This window comes from Rhodococcus aetherivorans (genome assembly GCF_011058165.1).
Taxonomy (GTDB): domain Bacteria; phylum Actinomycetota; class Actinomycetes; order Mycobacteriales; family Mycobacteriaceae; genus Rhodococcus; species Rhodococcus aetherivorans.
The window spans coordinates 1-3,698 of record NZ_JAALEG010000172.1 but is presented as its reverse complement, the minus strand read 5'-3'; the positions used below and the strand labels follow the sequence as shown (position 1 = coordinate 3,698).

Annotated in this window: 4 protein-coding genes; 3 read left to right on the top strand and 1 reads right to left on the bottom strand. The window is 66.0% G+C overall.

The annotated features are described in order from the left end of the window. Positions 1-86: 86 nt before the first annotated feature. From G6039_RS29855 to G6039_RS29845, 3 genes are all read left to right on the top strand, one after another. Positions 87-1,085, top strand: coding sequence for a hypothetical protein (locus tag G6039_RS29855; RefSeq protein WP_043802061.1), 999 nt, complete (start codon positions 87-89; stop codon positions 1,083-1,085). A gap of 212 nt (positions 1,086-1,297) precedes the next feature. Continuing rightward, entirely contained in the window at positions 1,298-1,744 is a 447-nt protein-coding gene (locus tag G6039_RS29850; RefSeq protein ID WP_152103837.1) for a hypothetical protein, read from the top strand. Next, a complete protein-coding gene (locus tag G6039_RS29845; RefSeq protein ID WP_235194112.1) occupies positions 1,744-2,625 on the top strand; it encodes a zeta toxin family protein in 882 nt (293 codons plus the stop codon). Before G6039_RS29850 ends, G6039_RS29845 begins: the two co-directional genes overlap by 1 nt. Positions 2,626-3,041: 416 nt before the next feature. On the opposite strand, the gene G6039_RS29840 is transcribed toward G6039_RS29845, so the two are convergent. Then, positions 3,042-3,554 carry a hypothetical protein gene (locus G6039_RS29840; RefSeq protein ID WP_152103838.1) on the bottom strand — a complete coding sequence of 171 codons (513 nt, stop codon included), beginning with the start codon at positions 3,552-3,554 and terminating at the stop codon, positions 3,042-3,044. Positions 3,555-3,698 lie beyond the last annotated feature (144 nt).

Below are 3,698 nucleotides of genomic sequence, written 5' to 3'. Positions count from 1 at the left end.
GCCACAGCGAGATTCCGGCCCCGAGGCGCAGATGTGACACCGACCGACGCGCACCGCGAAACGAGACAAGCGAGGGACCTCCGCCGATGGCTGACACCGACCGCACCCGCCCCCAGCAGGCGGACGATCCTGCCGCGTCCATCGACGCACGGGCCGATCAACGCGCAGCCCCGCCGCAGCCCACAGTGGCCCAAGGATCACGGTCGGTACCGGTGCAGGCACGGCAGGATGTGATCGATGTAGCCGCCTTCATCCGCAGGGTCGACACCGAACGTCGCCAGGGCCGGCCCGCTCCCCACCCGCAGCCGATGCAGACCGTCCTCGGCGCCTTCCACAGCTCACCCGCGACACAGACCGCCGTGCAGATCCTCGCCGCCGCCGCCACAGCACGGCACTTCGGCGGCGAGAACTCCGCCGCAGCCCGCAAATGGGAAAAGCTCGCACAGGACAACGCAGCCCGCCTCGACGCGCTGCGCGCCCAGCAGTACCGGCAGGAACAATCCCGGTACGTCCAAGCCCAGATGCCCCCGGAGGAGATCGACCGGCGCATCAACGAACGGGTCGCTGCCGACCGCGAGACCGACAAGCGTGCCTTCGACGCAGCCGGCGCTCTGGCGTTGAGCTACGTTGCGGTCAAGAGCCTGCCGCCGTTCGACAAGCTCGCCGACCTGTCCCGCGAACACCTCACTGCCGACGAGCCAACCGCGGTCTCCCCCGACGTTGCTTCCAGCATCGAGGGACAGACCCCTGGAGCGCAGATCGAAAGCGTCAACGAGGAAGCCGCGGTGGATACCGGGACCGAACTGGGCAAACTCGGGTCCGTACTCGAGACGGCCGGCCGAGGCGTCGCCTCCGCGATCGGCCCGGTCGACGGCGACGACGAGGTGGCCCCGCCGCTCTCGCCGGTCGATATGAACCAGCTCAGCCAAGAGCTGTTGTCGGCAATCGGTGCTGCGATGAGTGGTCATCCCCGGTCGGTGACCGAGATGCTCAACATCGAGAGCCGACCCGACCACACCCACGAGGTCGCGTTCGTCCCCGAGATGAGGAGCGAACGCGGCCAGGATAGGGCAGTCGGGTACTGACTACACCCGACGTTCGTGACCACGTTCGCTCTGTCGGCCTCGTGGCACGCCAGGGTCTCGGGATGCGCTCGGATGTCCTTGCGACGACCCTGCTGCTGCAGACGGTGCGCCGCCTGGTCGAGCTGGCCAGAGGATGGGTGCCCCTCCGACGGGGACAGATAGGAGCCAGGCTGATACAATTTCGTATAACGCCAGTTGAGGAGGTGGTTTCCGTGTCGGTTGCCTTCGAACCTGAGATCGAACGCCGACTGCGGGCGGTGCCTGCACGCAACGAACTCGCGAAAATCCTCAAACTCCGCGCCGTCCACGACGCCGTCCAGGCCGGATGGACCCAGCGTCGCATCGCCGAAGAGATCGGCGTCGAACAACCCGAGGTCAGCCGTCTGGCCAAAACCGCACGGCTCACCCCGGAGGTGTGCGAGCGCAGCCCGCGGGAGGTGCTCCTCGAATACGCCGTGGGGATGATCGACCACGCGGCGATGATGTGCGAACTCGAGAGGTGGGACTACACGTTCGGGACAACCGATCCCACCGGAGAGGTCTACCTGCCGGGCACCTGGGACCAGATCGAACGCGCCGGTGACCTGCTCTGCGACGAGGACTACCGGCGTCTTCTGAAAGTCACCGCCGCCCGGCGAGAAGCCGCGGGACGCGCATAGTGGCGGATCCGCGGGCAGCGACAGCAGCAGTCCTCGAGCGCATGTGCGCCGGTGGTGGCACCCTCGACCGCCACGGCGCCACCGCCTCCCACCGGCTCTACGCGAACGATCCGCACCGACGCCGCACCGTGGACCGGATCATCGACAGCTACCTCGCCGAACAGCACAATGTCGTCCGCGACGGGCAGTTCTGCGCCATCGCCACCGCCGGGGTGCCGGGTGCCGGTAAATCCACCAGCATCAAACGCCACGGCCTCGCCGGGCAGGGCTGGCGCGTCCTCGACGCCGACCGGGTCAAGGACCACCTGATCCGGGAGGCCCTCGACACCGGCATCTATCGCAGCATCCTCGAGATGACACTGCCCGACGGCGGCACCGTCCTGCCCCGCGAACTCGCCACCCTCGTGCACACCGAATCGACGAAGATCCTCGACGCCCTGCAGGAGGTGTGCCTGCAGCGCGGGGAGAACATCGTCATCGAAGGTACCTTCAGCTGGCCCGGACTCGGTGAACGCCTGCTGCGGCAACTCGGCGCCGCAGGCTACGAACGATTCACCATCATCGACGTCGAAGTCCCTCGCGAACGCGCCCAGGAGCAAGCCCTGCAACGCTGGTGGGACGGTCGGCAACACTCCGCCGACGGCCTCGGTGGCCGGTTCACCCCCGCCGCGGTCATCGCCGCCCTGTACCCGGACGACGGCGGCGGCACGATCTGCGCAGCCAACGCCCGCGCCGCCTTCGACCACCCCCTCACCGCCGAAATCCACTCGGTCGAACTGCTCGTCGACGACTACACCAGCGGCGAACTGATCCAACGGGTCGCCACCCGCTGCGACGGCGTCCTCAACTACGAGTCCGCGACCGAGCACTCCGACACATAGGGTCCGGACGCTCCCGGGAAGTTCGCAGTAGACCGCGCCGCTGCACGTCCTGTTCGTATGTCGGACTTGGCGCTCGATACTGCCGCGACCGTCACCGACACCGGCACCTGGGGAGGTTCCCATCGCCGGCCTCGATGGGCTTGCCGGTCGCCGCCGCACGCCAGAAATGACCAGTGGGACCGTTCCATGCGAAGGCGGCGACGTGCTCGAACCGCACGCCGAGATCCCTTGCTTGTGGATCGATATGGCGGTCACCATCGGCACCAGCATCACACTGTCGTGGGTGTACACCGAGGTCACCGCCGTCACCTCGGGAGAGGACGTGGATCCTCGATCCGTTGTGCCTCAGTCCGTTGGCGCTGAGACCGGTCTGAGAAGCTCCAGGACTTCGGTCGAAGAACCTCGGAAGTGGCGATTCAGTGGCATCTGTCGAAATTCAGGATTTTTTGGTGATACGGGCTCACGGTCGCATGACCGATGAATGAGGCACTTTCCGTGCTCCCGTCGGAGTAGGTCGCGATTGTTTTCCCGTGGTAGGTGTTGGTGAAGGCCCCCTGCGTCGACGTGCTCGCGGTGGCTTGGCCTTCGGTGGTCGCGGTGACGGTCGGCAGCGACGGATCCAGCGGGACGCCGGTGAGTGACTCGGTGATAACTGACCGGAAGACTCTTCTCCCACCTGGGTTTTCGAGATAATAGTCGGTGAAGGTGACGGTGTCGGTCAAGGTGTAGGTTGGTCCCCCGTTGCACGTCACCGGCCCATCGAACGTAAAGGTAAAGGTGTAGGTTTCGCTGCTGTGCTCGACCGGTGCCGCAGACACAGTGCCCGCTGGGCCGACGACACCACACGCCATCGCGACAGTTCCGGCAGCGAGGGCGAGCGCTGCTCGCCGCGCACTACCACTGTCACTACGTCGATGTTTGCGTGTCATATTCATGCATCCCCCATCGGAATGTGTCAAGGTAATTGAGTCCAACGGGAGTTACGCGGCGACCTGATCGACGTCGGGTTGGTCCGGGTCAGGTTCGGCTGCGGGTTTGTTGATCCATGCATCGGTGGGCAGATCCAGGATCTT